The sequence below is a fragment of the Streptomyces sp. MZ04 genome (genome assembly GCF_004684775.1).
GTDB lineage: Bacteria > Actinomycetota > Actinomycetes > Streptomycetales > Streptomycetaceae > Streptomyces.
The window spans coordinates 1-16079 of sequence record NZ_SRIC01000191.1; the positions used below are offsets into that span (position 1 = coordinate 1).

General features: G+C 70.3%; 17 protein-coding genes and 2 pseudogenes. 12 read left to right on the forward strand and 7 right to left on the reverse strand.

Features of this window, described 5'->3' with window-relative positions; translation table 11 throughout:
- Positions 1 to 15 precede the first annotated feature (15 nt).
- Both E2651_RS29975 and E2651_RS46000 read right to left on the reverse strand, forming a co-directional pair.
- Entirely contained in the window at positions 16 to 450 is a 435-nt protein-coding gene (locus E2651_RS29975) for a hypothetical protein (RefSeq protein WP_245239330.1), read from the reverse strand.
- Positions 451 to 536: 86 nt separating this feature from the next.
- Positions 537 to 1034 (reverse strand): annotated as a pseudogene (locus E2651_RS46000) (FAD-dependent monooxygenase); the annotation flags it as partial.
- A gap of 34 nt (positions 1035 to 1068) precedes the next feature.
- Here E2651_RS46000 and E2651_RS29985 point away from each other — a divergent pair.
- The 6 genes from E2651_RS29985 (at position 1069) to E2651_RS30010 (ending at position 4982) form a co-directional block, all read left to right on the forward strand.
- Positions 1069 to 1248 (forward strand): TetR/AcrR family transcriptional regulator C-terminal domain-containing protein, encoded by a 180-nt coding sequence (locus E2651_RS29985; RefSeq protein WP_245239331.1) that lies wholly within the window; start codon positions 1069 to 1071, stop codon positions 1246 to 1248.
- A gap of 203 nt (positions 1249 to 1451) precedes the next feature.
- Positions 1452 to 2177, forward strand: a complete 726-nt coding sequence (locus E2651_RS29990; RefSeq protein ID WP_135334383.1) for an alpha/beta hydrolase — start codon at positions 1452 to 1454, stop codon at positions 2175 to 2177.
- Between the two features lie 108 nt (positions 2178 to 2285).
- Positions 2286 to 3473, forward strand: coding sequence for a Cmx/CmrA family chloramphenicol efflux MFS transporter (locus tag E2651_RS29995; RefSeq protein WP_135334384.1), 1188 nt, complete (start codon positions 2286 to 2288; stop codon positions 3471 to 3473).
- Positions 3474 to 3497: 24 nt separating this feature from the next.
- The gene (locus E2651_RS30000; protein WP_135334385.1) at positions 3498 to 3902 is read left to right on the forward strand and encodes a RidA family protein; all 405 of its coding nucleotides are present in this window, start codon (positions 3498 to 3500) and stop codon (positions 3900 to 3902) included.
- Positions 3903 to 4388: 486 nt separating this feature from the next.
- Complete coding sequence (locus tag E2651_RS30005) at positions 4389 to 4721, forward strand: phosphopantetheine-binding protein (protein ID WP_135334386.1); 333 nt, start codon at positions 4389 to 4391, stop codon at positions 4719 to 4721.
- A gap of 36 nt (positions 4722 to 4757) precedes the next feature.
- Positions 4758 to 4982 (forward strand): HMG-box domain-containing protein, encoded by a 225-nt coding sequence (locus E2651_RS30010; RefSeq protein WP_135334387.1) that lies wholly within the window; start codon positions 4758 to 4760, stop codon positions 4980 to 4982.
- Positions 4983 to 5049: 67 nt separating this feature from the next.
- Here E2651_RS30010 and E2651_RS30015 read toward each other — a convergent pair.
- Positions 5050 to 5830, reverse strand: a pseudogene (locus tag E2651_RS30015) (transposase); the annotation flags it as partial.
- 159 nt (positions 5831 to 5989) lie between these two features.
- Between E2651_RS30015 and E2651_RS30020 the strand changes: the two are divergent.
- Together E2651_RS30020 and sph are read left to right on the forward strand one after the other, a co-directional pair.
- Entirely contained in the window at positions 5990 to 6568 is a 579-nt protein-coding gene (locus E2651_RS30020) for a TetR/AcrR family transcriptional regulator (RefSeq protein WP_135334388.1), read from the forward strand.
- Between the two features lie 141 nt (positions 6569 to 6709).
- Complete coding sequence (sph, locus tag E2651_RS30025) at positions 6710 to 7699, forward strand: sphingomyelin phosphodiesterase (RefSeq protein ID WP_135334389.1); 990 nt, start codon at positions 6710 to 6712, stop codon at positions 7697 to 7699.
- A 71-nt stretch (positions 7700 to 7770) separates the two neighbouring features.
- Here the strand turns inward: sph and E2651_RS30030 are convergent, their stop codons facing one another.
- Together E2651_RS30030 and zapE are read right to left on the reverse strand one after the other, a co-directional pair.
- Positions 7771 to 9129: an alkaline phosphatase PhoX gene (locus tag E2651_RS30030; RefSeq protein WP_135334390.1), complete on the reverse strand. Its 1359-nt coding sequence runs from the start codon at positions 9127 to 9129 to the stop codon at positions 7771 to 7773.
- Positions 9130 to 9231: 102 nt separating this feature from the next.
- On the reverse strand, positions 9232 to 10323 hold the full coding sequence (gene zapE, locus E2651_RS30035) for a cell division protein ZapE (protein WP_135334391.1): 1092 nt from the start codon (positions 10321 to 10323) through the stop codon (positions 9232 to 9234).
- Positions 10324 to 10360: 37 nt separating this feature from the next.
- On the opposite strand from zapE, the gene E2651_RS30040 reads away from it, so the two are divergent.
- The 4 genes from E2651_RS30040 to msrB all read left to right on the forward strand — a co-directional run bounded on the left by E2651_RS30040 (position 10361) and on the right by msrB (position 13783).
- Positions 10361 to 11125, forward strand: coding sequence for a pyrimidine reductase family protein (locus tag E2651_RS30040; protein ID WP_245239332.1), 765 nt, complete (start codon positions 10361 to 10363; stop codon positions 11123 to 11125).
- A gap of 145 nt (positions 11126 to 11270) precedes the next feature.
- Positions 11271 to 11744, forward strand: a complete 474-nt coding sequence (locus E2651_RS30045) for an indole-3-glycerol phosphate synthase (protein ID WP_135334393.1) — start codon at positions 11271 to 11273, stop codon at positions 11742 to 11744.
- 202 nt (positions 11745 to 11946) lie between these two features.
- On the forward strand, positions 11947 to 13344 hold the full coding sequence (murC, locus tag E2651_RS30050) for a UDP-N-acetylmuramate--L-alanine ligase (protein ID WP_135334394.1): 1398 nt from the start codon (positions 11947 to 11949) through the stop codon (positions 13342 to 13344).
- Between the two features lie 31 nt (positions 13345 to 13375).
- The gene (gene msrB / locus E2651_RS30055; protein ID WP_135334395.1) at positions 13376 to 13783 is read left to right on the forward strand and encodes a peptide-methionine (R)-S-oxide reductase MsrB; all 408 of its coding nucleotides are present in this window, start codon (positions 13376 to 13378) and stop codon (positions 13781 to 13783) included.
- 57 nt (positions 13784 to 13840) lie between these two features.
- Here the strand turns inward: msrB and E2651_RS30060 are convergent, their stop codons facing one another.
- A complete protein-coding gene (locus E2651_RS30060) occupies positions 13841 to 14803 on the reverse strand; it encodes a nucleoside hydrolase (RefSeq protein ID WP_135334396.1) in 963 nt (320 codons plus the stop codon).
- A gap of 64 nt (positions 14804 to 14867) precedes the next feature.
- A partial coding sequence (locus tag E2651_RS30065) for a M28 family metallopeptidase (protein WP_135334397.1) occupies positions 14868 to 16079 on the reverse strand: 1212 nt, incomplete at its 5' end.

Genomic DNA, 16079 nt, shown 5'->3' on the forward strand with positions numbered 1-16079 from the left:
CCCCCAACCCCGCCCCTAGTGGCGCGGCCCCGCCGCGGTGCGGAACCGCCGCCGCAGCAGTTCGTACTCCGCCTGGCGGCGCAGTGGACCCGGTGGGCGGATCACCGTGCGGGGCGTCGAGATCTGCTGGCCCAGGAGGAACTGCTCGCGGGTCAGGTCCAGTTCGACCCCGGTCGGCAGGCGGTTCCACCAGTGGTGGCCCTGCTGCTCCCCCGCCGCGGACCGTACCTCCCCGCACAGCAGCTCGCCGCCGAACAGGTCGTGGACCAGGAGTGTGGTGATGTCGCAGTGCCCCCAGGACGGATTCTCGGCGCTCCACGGCGCGCGCTCGAGATCGTCGGGGGAGCATGTGTCGGCGGACCACGCGGCGCGCAGCGCGGCGTCGATGGCGGTCAGCGTCAGCGTCAGTGGAGTCGCGGTCGGCGGGAGCTCGCTCGTCGGCGGAATCATGATGGCCACCATCGCATCCGCCACTGACAACGCCGGACGGATGGCCCCGCGCCGACTGTGCTGTGACGGGGGCGTGTTCGGTTGCCTCAGCCAGGTTGGAAGAACGCGAGCATCTTCTGGGCGGCGTCCGGTGACGTCAGCAATTCCTGCATGTCCGCGGACATCCGGGCGGCAGCGCCGGTGCGTTCGAACATCTCGCGTTCGTATTCCTTGACGGCGGCGGGAAAGTCGTCCGGGCGCGCGGCCAGCGCGAGACCGAGCAGGGCGCCGTCGAGCAGCGCCATGTTGGCGCCCTCGCCCACCGGCGGCATCAGGTGCGCGGCATCGCCGAGCAGCGTGACGTCTGGCGCCGACGGCCAGGTCAGGCCGGCCGGGAGAGTGGTGATCGACCGCGGCACGACCGTGTCGTCGCAGGCCGCTATCAGCGCGGTGAACCGTGCGTCCCAGCCGGGGAGCAGGTCGATCAGCCGCGCCCGGGCGGCGGCCGGGTCGTCGAACGGGATCCCGCTGGTGGCGAACCAGTCCTCGGCCGTGTGATAGAAGCTGACGCCGATGCGAACGCGGCCGTCGCCGTTGCGCCGGGAGATCGCCGAGCTGCGTGCCGAGCGGGCCACCGGGATGGACGAGAAGCGCTGGCAGGCCTCACTCGGGCCCTATCTGGAGCGGACCTTCGCCACCGGCCGATTCCCCGCGCTGGCCACGGTGGTGCGCGATGCCGCCCACCTGGACGCCGACCACACCTTCCGGATGGGCCTCGACTTCCTGCTCGACGGCATCGAAGCCCGCATCTCAAGGTGACGCGGGCGGCCCTTCCCGGCCTCCGTGAAAACCAGTTGGCGGACCACGGCGGCACTGCTACTTTTCCGGAGGCCGTGCGAGAGAACGAGGAGGTGGTACCCGTGAACGCAGTATCGACATGGGTGCTCTCCTCCGGGGTCACGGTCGGGCGATAGGTCGTCGTCCGGGAGCGCCGTTCTTAGAGCCTCCCGAAAGGCACGATCGTGCACTTCACTTCTGAACAGCGTCTCGACGACGGAGTCCTCGAGCGCGAATTCACCCTCGGCGAGATCCCCGGCACCCTGTGGACGCCCGAATCCGCCGCACCGGCCCCGCTGATCCTCATGGCCCACAACAACGGCCTGCCCAAGTCGCAATCGCGACTGATCGCCCGGGCCAGGCAGACCGCGGCGTACGGCTACGCGGTGGCCTCCGTCGACGCCGCCGGGTGCGGTGACCGGCCCCGTTCCGCCGCCGACGAGCAGGCCCGCGCCGACCTCCGCCGGGCGATGCGGGCCGGCGAGCCCGTCGATGAGATCTTCGAGTCCCTCGTCGGCCCGATGGTCGAAAACGCGGCCCCGGACTGGCGGACCACCCTGGACGCCCTCCTTGCGCTGCCCGGGATCGGCGGCCCGGTCGGGTACTCGGGGTGGACCGCCCTCGGCATCCGCCTCGCGGTGACCGAACCGCGCATCGCGGCCGCCGGTTACTTCGCCGGGGGTTACGTCCCCCGCGCCCAGCGCGAGGAGGCCCGGCAGGTCACCATTCCGCTGCTGATGCTGCTGCAGTGGGACGACGAAGGGAACCCCCGGCAGCGGGCCCTGGACCTGTTCGATGCCTTCGGCAGCAAGGAGAAGACGCTGCACGCCAATCTGGGCGGGCACACCGGCACCCCGTGGTTCGAGTTTGAGGACGGGGGCCGGTTCTACGACCGGCATCTGAAGCGGTGAGCCGCCCCGCCCCATTCTGAAGCGACCGTTTCAATATGTGCTAGCGTCCTGATCGCCGGTTATGGAGCAATCGCTTCAAAACGAGTGACGTGATCGGGAGGGGCCGCGATGCCGCCTGCGGTGTACATGGTGGGGCTGGGGATCTTCACCCAGGGGACCTCGGAGTTCATGCTGTCCGGGCTGCTTCCGGGGATGGCCGCCGACCTGGGGGTGTCGATCCCCGAGGCCGGGCTGCTGATCTCCGCCTTCGCGATCGGCATGGTCGTCGGCGCCCCGCTGCTCGCGGTGGCCACCCTGAGCTGGCCGCGACGGACGGCGCTTGTGTCCCTGCAGGCGGCGTTCGTCGTGGCCCACGTGGTCGGCGCGCTCGCGCCCGACTACGGGGTTCTGTTGGTCACGCGGGTGGTCAGCGCCCTTGCGTACGCCGGGTATTGGGGTGTGGCCGTGGCCACCGCCGTGGCGCTCGTCCCGGCGGCGGCCAAGGGGCGGGCGGTCGCCGTCGTGGCGGGCGGGCTGACCCTGGCCACCGTCGTCGGCGTACCGGCCGGCACGCTGCTGAGCCAGTACTCCAGCTGGCGCGCCGCTTTCTGGGCGGTGGCCGCGGCCACGCTGGTGAGCCTGGCGTGCACGCTGCTCGTCGTGCCCGGCGGGCGGGGCGAGCAGCCGCGTACGTCGGTGCGGGCGGAGCTGCGGGGCATGGCGCGTCCCCAGCTCTGGCTCTCGTACGCCATCACGGCCTTCGCCTTCGGCGCGGTCATCGTCACCTTCAGCTATCTCGCGTCCCTGCTGACCGAGGTGAGCGGGGTGCCCGAGGACTGGGTGCCCGCCGTCCTCGCCCTGTTCGGCGTCGGCGGCATGGCGGGCCTCTTCATCGGCGGACGCACCGCCGAGGCGCGCCCGCTCGCCACCCTCGGCCTCGGGCTCGGCGCGCTCGCGGTCTTCTCCGCGCTGCTCGCCCTGACGGCCGGGTCCGCCGTCGTGGTCATCGCCCTGGTGTTCCTCCTGGGCGTGGCCGGATACGTGACCAATCCGGCCCTGCAGTCACGGGTGTTCACGCTCGCGCCCGGCGCCCCGACGCTGGTCGGCGCCACCAACACGGCCGCGTTCAACGTCGGCAACACCCTGGCCCCGCTCATCGGCGGCCTGACCATCGACGCCGGGCTGGGCTACGCCTCCGTGGCCTGGGTCGGCGCGGCGCTCGCCGCCGCCGGGGCCGGGGCGGTGCTGTGGGCGGCGCGGCTTCAGCGGGGCGTATGCGAGGCCCCGATGAGGCGGACCGCAGAAGCAGCCGTATGAAAGACACGAGAGAAGAGAGACGACATGCAACACGACACCTCCGCGACCCGCACCCGGATCACCGCCGACCGCGACTGGTACGAGTCGGCCGGAATCTCGCTCGGCATCCGCGCCGGAGACCTCGTCTTCACCTCGGGACAGGCGCCGGTCGACGCGGACGGGGCGACGGTCGGGGCCGGGGACTTCGAGGTCCAGGCCCGGCAGGCGCTCGCCAATGTGGCGACCGTCCTCGCCAACGGCGGGTCCGGCCTGGACAAGGCCGTGAAGCTCACGGTGTTCGTCACCGACATCGACCACCAGGACCTCTTCGCCGACCTTCGCGCACGGTTCTACGTCCCGCCGTTCCCCGCCGAGTCGTTCGTCCAGATCGCCGCGCTCGCCGACCCCGAGTGGCTGATCGAGATCGAGGCGGTGGGCGCGGTCGAGTGACCCGGTTCCGGTAGAGCCTGTTCTTTCAGTACCTGTTCTGTACTTGAGGTTTAACCAGTTCTTCGGGGTTTGGTGCTGCTCTCGTGGTGTGTTGGGATCGGGCGTGTGCCTCTCCGGCCGTCAGGACACGGCCGACCTCGTGTCGGGTGGCGAGCCACCACCTCCGGTGTTCGTCTTGACGTTCACGGTGCCGTTGGCAACGCCGCCCTGATGAGCGGTGGCTTCGAGAACCCGGCCGGGGATCGTGTAGCTACCTTGAACTGATCCGCACCGCTGCCGCTGCTGACGGTGGCACTGGTGATGAAGCCGATGGGCCGGAGACCTGAGCCATGCCGCGGGTGCCGGCTCATGTCCACCCTTAATGTCCTTCGCCGCGACGGATGCATGCCGGCTGCCGAAAAGTCAACCATTCGGCGGTTATCCGACGGTGCGGGAATCCCTACGCTGCGCGATGTTCGGTGATCAAACCAGCGGGAGGAGTTCTCGGTGATCGACGTAACGGTCCGAGCGGGCGATGGACGCGATACCTTCGACGACGCGCTCGACAGGATCTACGCGGAGGCCGGAGGCGAGGTTCCGCGGGATCCGGTGGCGGCCAAGGTGATCGAGATCCTCGCCGACTTCCTCGAGTACGACACCGACCAGCTCGCCTTGGATGACGACCTCGTCGAGGACCTGGGAGCGGATCTGGGGCTCCAGTTCGACCTGGACATCGTCTTGGAAGTGGAGTTCGGGATCGACCTGCCCGACACCAATCCCATGGACACGGTTGGCGAGATCATCGCGGGCGTCCGCGAGCAGACCGACGCGCAGGCCTGACCCGCACCCTTTTCGACCACGACGAGAGGACGACCGATGCCGCGGCAGACGACCACCAAGTCCAAGCGCAGCAAGCCGGGTACCACCGGAGGAGGCCGGAAGAAGACCTCGCCCTACAACCAGTTCATGAAGGATCAGCTGCCGAAGTTCAAGGCAGCGCATCCCGGCGTCACGCACAGGGAGTCCTTCAAGAAGGTCGCCGAGATGTGGAAGGACGCCAAGGAGAACCCGAAGAACCAGGCGGCTGCGGCCCGAGCTTGACGTCTATCCGCTTCGTCGGGGTTTGGTGCCGACGTTGTGGTGTGCGGGCCGGGTGTACGACTCGCCGGCCGAAGATGAACTCCCCGCCGTGCTTGGGCGGGCGCCCGCCCTGCGGCGGGCAGATCCACGGCACCGGGACCGGCCTGCGCATCACCCGGTCCGAGCGGAGCCGGCCCAGCACCTCGACCGGCATGTCCGCGAGGAGGTGGGCGATCCGGGGCGCGTCGTAGCCGGCATCGAGGACGACCAGGACGTTCGGATCACCCGGCCGCCACTGGGCGGCCGCGACGAGGCGTTCGACGACCTCGCGGACCTGGTCGGCGGTGACTGCGGCCAGGTCCGCGCCGGGCTCCAGCCGGATCGCGTCCAACAGGGCGGTCCACGACGAGCGGCCGGTCTCCAGCACCGCGACGATCGAGTACGGCCGGCCCGGCACCATCTGGTGCTTGCCCAGGCCCCGGCCGAAGGTATGGCAGAACGACCGGTCCGAGCACGTGTCGGCGTCCGGCCACAACCACGGTGAGACGTCCACCGCCAACACCAGGCGGCCGTCGGCGGCCCGGGGCAACGGCACCCCGGCCAGAGCACGGCGAAGTCTGGCGACGTCAATGCGGCCTTGGTTGAGTCCGGAGTAGGGCGCCGTGTCCGCGGCGGTGTTCGGGGGCGAGGGCCAGGTCCACGAGGGTGCGGACCGGTCCGTCGGTGCACAGCAGCGCGTCACACAACTCGAAGAGGGCGTCGCTCCGGGAGACCAGGCAGGCGTACAGCTCGGACCGGAACGCCGTCACCGTCGTGAACGCATTTCGATGAATCCCGTGCTCGACCAGTTCCACGATCCCGACCTCCATACCGCCCCGACCCTCCCCGCAGGATCAGGATCAGGATCAGGACCCGGCCCCGCGGACACACCCTGAACAGGGGAAACCCCGAACAAGTTCGAGCCCCGTTCGACGGCAGACCAAAAACGACAAGCTGTACGCATCTTCCAAAACCCTTAGTGTGGAGGCATGGCCAGGCCACGAGAGTTCGACGAGGACCGCGTCGTCACCGCCGCCATGGAGACCTTCTGGCGCCACGGTTACGAGGGCACGTCGACGCGCGCGCTGTGCGACAGCACGGGCCTCGGCCCTTCCAGCCTCTACAACACGTTCGGCGGCAAGCGGCAGCTCTATCTGCGCGCGCTCCGGCGCTACTACGAGACGAGCACCGCCGAGCAGATCGAGATCCTGCGGGGTGCGGGCCTTGCCAAGGAGCGGCTGCGGGACATGATGATCCACGCCGTCGACGCCGATCTCGACGAGCCCGACGGGCGCGGCTGCTTCGCGATCAACACGGCCGTCGAGATCGGCGGGCTCGACCCGGAGGTCAAGGAGGCCGTGCGGAGCACCTTCGACCGCGTGGAGGGGGAGCTGTGCGCGGTCGTGACGGCGGGCGTGCGCACCGGCGAGCTCCGCTCGACCGGTGACCCGCTGACGGTCGCGCGCCGTGTGCAGAGCACGTATTACGGCCTGCGCGTCCTCGCCCGCGTGCAGGACGACCGGCGGGTGCTGGTGGACATCGTGGAGAGCACGCTCGCCGGGCTGTGAGATCCGGACGAGCCGCACATCGCATCAGCTTTGTTAACGGGATGTATACCCAGGAGTAATCGCGGCTGGTTGGATGATCGGCGCACGGCCGCCGTGCCCGCCACGGCGGCCCAACAACCCCCCCCACCCACAGGAGATTCAGTGCCGCACCCAGCGCTGCGCAGGACTCAGGCCGCCGCGATCACCACCGTGCTCGCCGCCGCGACACTCGCCGCCGTCGCCCCGTCCGCGACCGCCGCCCCCGCTGCCCCGGCCGCGACTCCCGCACTGAAGGTGCTGACGTACAACACCTTCCTCTTCAGCAAGACGCTCTACCCCAACTGGGGCCAGGACCACCGGGCCAAGGCGATCCCGGCCGCGGACTTCTTCAAGGGCCAGGACGTCGTCGTGCTCCAGGAGGCCTTCGACAACTCCTCCTCCGACGCGCTGAAGGCGAACGCCGCGGGCGCCTACCCGCACCAGACGCCCGTCATGGGCCGGAGCAAGGACGGCTGGGAGGCCACCGGCGGCGCCTACTCCGCGACGACCCCGGAGGACGGCGGGGTGACGATCCTGAGCAAGTGGCCGATCGTGCGCAAGGAGCAGTACGTCTACAAGGACGCCTGCGGCTCCGACTGGTACTCCAACAAGGGCTTCGTCTATGCCCAGTTGGACGTCAACGGCACGAAGGTGCACGTCGTGGGCACGCACACGCAGTCCACCGACCCGGGCTGCGGCTCCGGCGAGGCCGCCTCGACGCGCTCCAAGCAGTTCAAGGAGATGGACGCCTTCCTGGACGCCAAGAACATCCCGGCGGACGAACAGGTCGTCGTGGCGGGCGACTTCAACGTCGACTCACGCACCGACGAGTACGCGTCGATGCTCGCCGACGGCGGCTTCGCGCCCGCCGACGGCCGCACCGGCCACCCGTACTCCTTCGACACCCAGGACAACTCGATCGCCTCCGAGCGCTACCCGGACGACCCCCGCGAGGACCTCGACTACGTCCTGCACCGCAAGGGCAACGCCCGCCCCGCCACCTGGCACAACAACGTGATCAAGGAGCAGAGCGCCCCCTGGACGGTCTCCAGCTGGGGCAAGGAGTACACGTACACCAACCTGTCCGACCACTACCCGGTGATCGGCTCCTAGCGGCGTCCTGGCGCCGCGGGACCCGGCCCGCCCCCTCGCGCGAAGGGGGCGGGCCGGACTCATGCCGGGAGTCAGTGCCAGGGACCCGTCACGGCGAACGTCGTGCCGGGGTTGTAGCAGTTCACGTACATCGTGTCGTGGTCCGGCGAGAACGAGACGCCCGCGAACTCGCCCCACTCCGGCTCCTCGGGCGTGCCGATGTTCTGGCGGCCGCGGGCCATCGCGTAGACCTCGCCGTGCCGCGTGAGGCCGTACACATGCTGGACGCCCCCGCCGTCCTCGCACACCATCAGGCCGCCGCTGGGCGCGAGGCAGATGTTGTCGGGGGACTCGCCGGGCAGCTGGATGTCGGTGCTCGGACCGAAGACGATCACCAGGGTGAGGCGGCGTTTCGCCGGGTCGTAGCGCCAGATCTGGCCGAAGTGGTCGGCCGCCGAACCCTGCGCGCTGTGCGCGAAGGAGGAGACGAAGTAGACGCATGAACCGCCCCAGTAGCAGCCCTCCAGCTTCTGCGCGTGTGTGATGCCCTTGGGGCCGAAGTCCTGGAGGCGGATGGGGGTTTGGGCGGCCAGCGGGTCGGGGACGTCGACCCACTCGACGCCGTCGAAGCACGCGCCGGTCTCCTGGACGGCGGAGAGATCCGGGAGGCCCGGCACCCGCATCGCCTGCAGCTCGCCGCCCGCGCGCAGTGAACCCCGGCCGCCCTCGGGCTTGTTGGGCAGGAAGCGGTAGAAGAGGCCGAAGGGCTTGAGGAAGGCGTCCTCGGTCTCGTAGACGATGCCGCGCTTCGGGTCGACGGCGATCGCCTCGTGCTGGAAGCGGCCCATCGCGGTGAGCGGCACGGCCCCGCTGCGGTGCGGGTCGACCGGGTCGACCTCGAAGATGAAGCCGTGGTCCTTGGTGTAGCCGTTCGTGCCGGCCTTGTCCTCGGTCTCCTCGCAGGTCAGCCAGGTGCCCCAAGGCGTGGGCCCGCCCGCGCAGTTGACGGCGGTCCCGGCGATCCCGACGCGCTCGCCGATCACGTTGTTCCGGGCGTCGAGCGAGAGCACGGTACAGCCGCCCTTGCCCATCGGGTCGTAGGTGAGCCCCTCGACCGTGGGCACGGGGATTTTGCCGTTGTAGCGGTTCTCGTGGTTGCGGACGAGGTGTACGCCGCCGTGCTTGCCGCGGAACGCGTCCATGCCGTCGAAGTTGCTCGGCACCTTGCCCTCGCCGGACGGCAGTTCGCCGCCCTCGCGGGAGAGGACCTTGTAGCGGAACCCCTTGGGCAGATCGAGCAGACCGGCGGGGTCGGGCACCAACGGCCCGTACCCGCCCTTGCCCTGGGCTGCCGCGCTCCCCGCGAAGAGTTCCGAGAGCGCGCCGGTGAAGGCGATCCCCGCACCCACCGCACCGGTACGGGCAAGGACTTCGCGTCGTGTCGTGGACATTAGGTCGACCTCCTGCTGGCGGACAGGAACATGACCGGATGTGTGTACCACGCGCCCTGGGGCGCGGGAACCACGCGCGTAGCCACGAGTCTTCGCGCGCCGCTACGACTCCACGAGTCCCTTCGCGTCACGCGCGAGCGCCGTCAGCCGCGAGATGGCCCGGAAGTACTTCTTCCGGTAGCCGCCGTTCAGCATGTCCTCGCCGAACAGCTTGTCGAAGGGAACACCGGACGCGAGGACGGGCACTTCCCTGTCGTACAGCCGGTCGGCGAGCACCACAAGGCGCAGCGCGGTCGACTGGTCGGGGACGGGCGTCACGTCGGTCAGGCAGACGGCCTTCAGGTCGTCGGTGAGCGCGCCGTAGCGGCTGGGGTGCACGCGGGCCAGATGGTCAAGGAGGTGCGGGAAGTCGTCCAGGCTCGCGCCTTCGGTCGCGTACGCGGCCTTGGTGACCTGCTCCTCGGAGTACGGGGCCGGGGCCTCGGGCAGGCCCCGGTGGCGGTAGTCCTCGCCGTCGATGCGCAGCGCCTTGAAGTGGGCGGACAGGCCCTGGATCTCGCGCAGGAAGTCGGCGGCCGCGAACCGGCCCTCGCCGAGTTTGCCCGGCAGCGTGTTCGAGGTCGCGGCGAGCGCCACGCCCTGCTCGACGAGCTTGCCGAGCAGCGAGGAGACGAGCACCGTGTCGCCCGGGTCGTCGAGCTCGAACTCGTCGATGCAGAGCAGCCGGTGCCCGCTGAGCGTGCGCACCGTCTGCTGGAAGCCGAGCGCGCCCACCAGGTTCGTCAGCTCGACGAAGGTGCCGAACGCCTTCTGCTCGGGCGCCGCGGGCGTCGCGTGCCACAGGGAGGCGAGGAGGTGGGTCTTGCCCACTCCATAGCCGCCGTCCAGGTAGACGCCGCGCGGGCCCGTGGGCGCCGCGGCCTTCTTCTGGAACCAGCGGCGCTTGCCCGCGCCGGACGCGTGCGCCCCGCCGAGCCCGGCCGCGAAGCCGCCGAGGACCGTCACGGCCTCGGTCTGGCTCGGCTGGTTCGGGTCCGGGATGTACGTATCGAAGCGGACGGAGTCGAAGCGCGGCGGCGGCACCATCTCGGCGACCAGACGGTCGGCGGGGACATGGGGTTCGCGGGCGCACAGGGACAGGGGAGCCGCTTCGGCTATGGGGCTCTGCCCGGGGGCTGCGGAGGAGGACGACACGGTTCCTAACTCTAAGGGCCGTGCAAGACTGCTGGACATGCGACGCCTGTTCCCTGTGACCGACCAGACAGACGAAACTGCAGTACGAGAGTGGGGGCTGGGGGAGCTGGCCGACGCCTACGCGTACCCCTCCGGAGAGGGCCCCTGGCTGCGCGCCAACATGGTGTCCACGCTCGACGGGGCCGCCCAGCACGACGGCCGCTCGCAGCCCATCTCCAGCGCCACGGACATGCGGATCTTCGGCACCCTGCGCGGGATCGCCGACGCCGTGGTCGTCGGTGCCGAGACGGTCCGCCAGGAGGGTTACCGCCCGCCCCGCGCGCGTGAGGCCTTCGCCGAGCGCCGGGCGGCGGCCGGGCAGGCGGTGGCGCCCGCGATCGCGATCGTCACCGCGAGCCTCGACCTGGACTTCACCCTTCCGCTTTTCGCCGAGCCCCTGGTGCCCACGCTCGTGGTGACCGGCGCGGCGGCACCCGCCGACCGGGTCGCGGCGGCCCAGAAGGCGGGCGCCGTGGTGGTCACCGCGGGGGAGGGCGCGGGGGCCGAGCCCCAGCGGGTCGTACGCGCCCTGGCCGAGCGCGGCCTCACCCGGCTGCTCACCGAGGGCGGGCCCAGGCTGCTCGGCCAGTTCGTGGCGGCCGGGGTGCTGGACGAGCTCTGCCTGACGGTGTCCCCGATGGTCGCCGCGGGGGGCGCCCAGCGCATCGCAGGGGGGCCGTCGATGGCGGTGCCGGAACGTTTCGAGCTGGCGTCGCTGCTGGAGGAGGCCGGGTTCCTCTTCACCCGATACCGTCGAACATGACAATCAGCGGAATATGCCGTTCCGTTTCGCTTCCGTTGGGCACACTAAAAGTCGCAGACCCCGTGCGGCCACGGGGCAGGATGGTTTCCGCAGGGGCCTGTCGAGACAGACTCTCGGCAGCCCACGGATGAGAAGGGCGCCTGTCGTGTTCACAAGCGTACTGATGATCGAGAAGGCCCTGACCTCCGCCGACGTGGAGTTCGTCACCACCTTGCACGGCGACGAGCCGGTCACCTTCCACGTGCTGCTCCAGCCCCGCGGCGATCAGGCGGACCGCTTGCTGCGGGCCATCGACGACGTGGCACTCGGGGAGCTCGACGAAGCGGCGAAGGAGGGGGACGTACCCGAGGGGCAGGATGCGACGGGCCCGGCGGAGCAGGCACTGCAGGTCTCGCTCGTGGCGCTGCGGGCCGCGGGCTGCGAGGCGACCGGGCGGCTCATCGAGGACCACCCCCTCGACGCGCTCAGGGAGCTGGTCGACGACGTGGACGCCGACGAGGTCATCGTCCTGACGGACCCGCACTACGTGGAGGAGTTCTTCCACCGTGACTGGGCATCGCGGGCCCGCCACAAGGTCGGCGTCCCGGTCCTGAAGCTGTTCTCGCACGCGGAGGACTGAGGGGGCTCCCGCAGGGGAGCGGGGCGCGCGTGTGCCCGCTGTCGGTCCGAGGCAATAGTCTGGGCCCTGCTCATCTGCCGTAACTCGGACTCTTGAGCCGTAACTCGGACTCTTGAGCCGTGACGCGGACTCTTGAGCCGTGACGCGGACTCTTGAGCCGTGACGCGGACTCTTGAACTCGGACTCTTGGGGAGACACACGTATGGCACCCGGCCTGCCCACCGCCATGGACCGACCGCACTTCATCGGCATCGGCGGCGCCGGAATGTCGGGCATCGCCAAGATCCTCGCCCAGCGCGGCGCCAAGGTGGCGGGCAGTGACGCGCGGGAGTCCGCCACGGCCGAGGCCCTGCGGACCCTGGGCGCCACGGTCCACATCGGCCACGACGCCGCGCACCTCGCCTCCGACGCCACCTGCGTGGTCGTCTCCTCCGCGATCCGCGCCGACAACCCGGAGCTGGCCCGCGCGACGGAGCTCGGCATTCCGGTCGTCCACCGCTCGGACGCCCTCGCGTCCCTGATGGAGGGCCTGCGCCCGATCGCGGTGGCCGGCACGCACGGCAAGACCACCACGACCTCGATGCTCGCGGTCACCCTCTCCACCCTCGGCCTGAACCCGTCGTACGCGATCGGCGGAGACCTCGACACCCCCGGCTCGAACGCGCTGCACGGCGAGGGCGAGATCTTCGTCGCCGAGGCCGACGAGAGCGACCGCAGCTTCCACAAGTACGCGCCCGAGGTCGCCATCGTCCTGAACGTGGAGCTCGACCACCACGCGAACTACGCGTCGATGGACGAGATCTACGAGTCCTTCGAGACCTTCGCGGGCAAGATCGTCCCCGGCGGCACCCTGGTGATCGCCGCGGACCAGTCCGGCGCGGTGGAGCTGACCGCACGCCTGCGACGCGACCACTCGGACCTCAAGATCGTCACGTACGGCGAGTCCGAGACCGCCGACCTGCGCATCCACAAGGTCACCGCGCGCGGCCTGACCAGCGAGGTCACGGTCGTCCTCGGCGGCAAGTTCCTGACCTTCACGGTCTCGGTCCCCGGCCGCCACTACGCGCACAACGCGGTGGCCGCGCTCGCCGCGGGCATCGCCCTCGGCATCCCGGCACACAACCTGGCATCGGCCATCGGCTCCTACACCGGCGTCAAGCGCCGCCTCCAGCTCAAGGGCGAGGCGGCGGGCGTCCAGGTCATCGACTCGTACGCGCACCACCCCACGGAGATGACCGCGGACCTCGAGGCGATGCGCTCCGCCGCGGGCGACTCGCGCCTCCTGGTCCTCTTCCAGCCCCACCTCTTCTCCCGCACCCAGGAGCTGGGCACGGAGATGGGCCAGGCCCTGGCCCTCGCCGACGCCTCCGTGGTCCTCGACATCTACCCGGCCCGCGAGGACCCGATCCCCGGCATCACCAGCGCCCTGATCATCGACGCGGCCGTGGCGGCGGGCGCCGACGTGCGGGCCGTGCACGACAAGACGGAGGCCGCGGCGGTCGTCGCGGGAATGACGCGCCCCGGTGATCTCGTTCTCACCATGGGAGCGGGCGACGTCACCGACCTCGGCCCGCAGATCCTGGCCGAGCTGTCGAAGTAGCCGAAGCAGTCGACGTAAGGGGTTCAGTGTCATGGCGTACGACATCGAGAAGCCGGACGAGCAGTGGCGCGCGGAGCTGACCCCTTCGGAGTACGCGGTCCTGCGCCAGGCCGGCACGGAACCGGCCTTCGTCGGTGAGTACACCGACACCAAGACGAAGGGCGTCTACTCCTGCCGCGCGTGCGGCGCTGAGCTGTTCACGTCGGCGGAGAAGTTCGAGTCCCACTGCGGCTGGCCGAGCTTCTTCGACCCCAAGGACACCGACGCGGTGGAACTCCTCCAGGACTCCTCGCACGGCATGGTCCGCACGGAGGTGCGGTGCGCGCGGTGCGGCTCGCACCTCGGCCATGTCTTCGAGGGCGAGGGGTATGCGACGCCGACGGATCAGCGGTACTGCATCAACTCGATCTCGCTGACGCTGGCGCCCGACGAGAACTGACGGGCGGGCCACCACCCAGGACTGGTTGGCGGCTCGCCACCCTGGACTGGTTACGGCTTACGGCGTCTCCACCGTCGTGAGCCACAGCTTCACGTACCGCTCCACGTCGACGTCCAACGCCACGTCCACCAGGCACTGTTCGCGTGCGCCGTCATGGATCTCGGACTCGCCGGGACGCGGGCGCCGGTCGACGATCGTCTGACCCCGGGTGGCGCCCGGGGCCAGGCTCACCTCGACCGGGAGGCGCTCGGTGGTGATCCCCTCCGGGTCGACGACCGCGCAGACCGCGCCCGCGTCGCCGAGGCCGCCCGTGGGGGTGGGGTCGCCGGAGGTGGCCGGATCACGGTGGGCGAGCAGCTCACCGGCGAGGCGGAGGCGGGGCTCAGCGCTCGCGCGCAGCCGCTGGACGTCCGCGGCCGGGACGACGACCTGCCGGAACACGTCAAGGCCGTACATCGTGATCGGCACCCCGGCGGTGAGCAGGATCGCGGCGGCCTCCGGGTCGTGCCACACGTTGAACTCCGCGACCGGCGTGGCATTTCCGGTCGCCACCGCGCCGCCCATGAACACGATCCGCTCGATGTTCCGCACGACTTCCGGGTGCGTACGCAGCAGCAGCGCGATGTTGGTCAGCGGCGCGGTGGGAATGAGGGTGACCGGCTGCGGCGAGGCGAGGATCTCCCGCCGCAGCAGCGTCACCGCGTCCACGTCGACCGGCTTCCGGCTCGGCGCGGGCAGCCCGAGGTCGCCCATCCCGTCCTGCCCGTGCACATGCCGGGCCACCCGGACCGGCTCGATCAGCGGCCGCTCGGCACCCCGTGCGACCGGGATGTCGGGGGCGCCCGCCTGCTCGAGCACGGTCAGGGTGTTGCGGACGACCCCGTCCACGTCGGTGTTCCCGGCCACGCAGGTCACCGCGCGGATGTCGAGCCCGGGATGCCGTACGGCGAACAGCAGGGCCAAGGCGTCATCGACACCGGTGTCGCAGTCGATGATCACAGGGATGGGCTGACCGGTCACGGCGTACTCCTCCGTCCAGGATGGTCTGGCAGGACGTGACCTTACGCAGCCGCCCGCAAGAGTCCTAGAACGTCAGCTTCCAACTGTTGATGTAGCCGGTGTCCTGCGCCGCCACATCCTGCACGCGCAGCTGCCACGCGCCGTTCGCCGCCTCGCTCGACGCGTCGACCGTGTACGTCGCGATGACGTTGTCCGCCGAGTCGTTGCTGCTCGAGTTCTTCAGGCGGTACGCCGTGCCGTCGGGGGCCAGCAGGTCCACGACCAGGTCGCCGCGCCAGGTGTGGCGGATGTCGACGTCCGCCTTGAGGGTGGCCGGTGCGTTGCCGGTGCGGCCGGTCACGTTCACCGTCGAGGTCACCGCGGCGCCGTTGTCCGGGATGGCGACGTCCGCGGTGTTCTCGTACGTGTCGCCGGGCGGGACGGGGGTGTCCGTGCCGAGGGTCCAGATCGCGTGGGCGATGGCGTCGCTGTTGCGGTCCAGGGCGGTGTCGTTGATGTTCGACGCGGTGTCGCAGGACGAGTGGTAGCAGCGGTCGAAGGCCTGGCCCGCCGTGCCGCCCCACTTCTGGGCCTGGGCGCTGGTCTTCGTGCGGCTGGCGCCGGTGAAGAGGCCGCCGACCGGGATGCCGACGTTCTTGAAGCTGGCGTGGTCGGAGCGGCCGTCGCCCTCGGTCTCGATCTCCGTGGGGACGTTCAGGCCCGCGTAGTAGTCCTTGAAGGTCTTCTCGATCGTGGGGTCGTCGTCGTAGACGAAGTAGCCCGGGTTCGGGGAGCCGATCATGTCGAAGTTCAGATAGCCCGAGACCTTCGAACGCTCCGTGGCGGGAAGGTTGTTGACGTAGTACTTCGACCCGACAAGGCCCAGCTCCTCCGCGCCCCACCAGGCGAACCGCAGGTGCCGCGTCGGCTCCAACTGGGCACGGGAGACGGCGAGCGCGGTCTCCAGGACGCCTGCCGAGCCCGAACCGTTGTCGTTGATGCCGGGGCCCGATGTGACGCTGTCGAGGTGGGCGCCCGCCATCAGGACCTTGTTCGGGTCGCCGCCCGGCCAGTCGGCTATGAGGTTGTAGCCGGTGGCGCCGCTGGAGGTGAACTGCTGGACGGTGGTGGTGAATCCGGCCGCGTCCAGCTTGGCCTTCGCGTAGTCGATGGAGGCCTTGTAGCCGGGCCGGCCGTGCGCGCGGTTGCCGCCGTTGGCCGTGGCGATGGACTGGAACTGGGTGAGGTGCGCCTTGACGTTGGCGAGGGGGATGTCGGGGGCGGCGAGTGCCTGGGG